Origin of the sequence: Myroides albus, from assembly GCF_009711045.1 — a bacterium.
GTDB lineage: Bacteria > Bacteroidota > Bacteroidia > Flavobacteriales > Flavobacteriaceae > Flavobacterium > Flavobacterium album_A.
In genome coordinates, this window is sequence record NZ_WMJX01000115.1 from 1 (window position 1) to 1323 (window position 1323).

Here is a 1323-nt window from a genome sequence, read left to right on the forward strand (position 1 = left end):
AAAAGAAGTGATTTTAATTTTTATCGGACGCTAATGATAACAAATATTAAAGCTAAAGGACCTAAAGGAAAGCTTAAAGCAATTAAATAATCAGTTTATTAATTGAATTAGAAAGAGATAACCTCCATAGAGGTTATCTCTTTTTTTAGTTGATTATTGTAATTAATTAGCAATATATAATTGATTTGATGTAGGTTTGGATATAATAAGTATTGTTATTTTGTAAACAACCATTCATTGAATAAAAAGATTTGATTATGAAAAAAATACTCTCATTGATACTAATTGCTTTAGTGTGTTTTATGTCTGTATCGTGTAGTAGCGATGATAGTAATAATGATAATACTACTAATGAAATTCAGTTGATTATACAAGCAAGTAATTACAATGTTAAAGTTGGAGAATCCGTTGTTTTTACAGTAAAAGCAAATGATAAGAAAGTTAATGATGCAAAGATTTATATGGATCATCAGGAGATTGGTTATACAAAGATATTTGATAAACCTGGTCGGTATAATGTCATAGCAAAAAGAGAAGGAATGATTGATTCTGAGTTGATTACAGTTGTTGTTTTAGATGTTGATACTCCAGCAGTTAATTTCATCTCAGTAGGCAGTAAGACTTATAATATAGCGTCATCATTCACAAGACTTTATGCAGAGACTGTACAATACGAAGGAGAGAATTTAGTTCGAGTATACGAACTTGAAACGAGTACTGGTCTTGTAAAGTTCTGTAGGTATGTTGTTGAAGTTCGAACGTCTGATTTTGAGGTAAATAGTGATAAATCTATTAAAGGGGCTTTATCTCGTATATATAAAATTGTACTTCAAAACGGAGATAGCAATGAGTTAATTTACCCTGGTGTCCCTGGTGCAGAGGAAATCGATATCAATGGGTTCATTGTGTCTGAATCAGGAAATGTTGAGTTTAAGGACGATGCAATTGAATTGTTAGATATTAAATTAAAAGCATTTAGAGATGAGTCAGGCAAAGTCAGTATTGATATTAAAGCAGCGGACAATAGTGTGAACTACGCAGGTAGTATTTCTTCTATGTATGCTATTGATACTTCTAAGGATGATCGCTCAAAGCATTTGAAAGGCAATACTTCACTCACTGAATTTAGTTTCGACGAGCAGTTATCCTGTATCCCTGTTTTAAGCAAGGGAAAATAGATTTTAAGAGATATTGTTAGTAGTAATAAGGTGTTATCTAAAGAGTCTTTTCAGGCTCTTTTTTTAGTACCGTTATTTAAAATATTTAGCGATTTATTTACTTAATATTAACGTGAGTTCGATATAAGAAAAAGCAAAAAAAAGC

1 protein-coding gene is annotated in these 1323 nt (G+C 30.7%); it reads left to right on the forward strand.

Translation table 11 applies throughout. From position 1 onward, the window contains the following. The first annotated feature begins 257 nt into the window (after positions 1-257). Positions 258-1178, forward strand: a complete 921-nt coding sequence (locus GJV76_RS15540; protein ID WP_155093490.1) for a hypothetical protein — start codon at positions 258-260, stop codon at positions 1176-1178. Positions 1179-1323 lie beyond the last annotated feature (145 nt).

Excerpts from the sequence above, each read along its gene's own strand:
- GJV76_RS15540 (WP_155093490.1), top strand. The coding sequence starts at position 258 with ATGAAAAAAATACTCTCATTGATACTAATTGCTTTAGTGTGTTTTATG.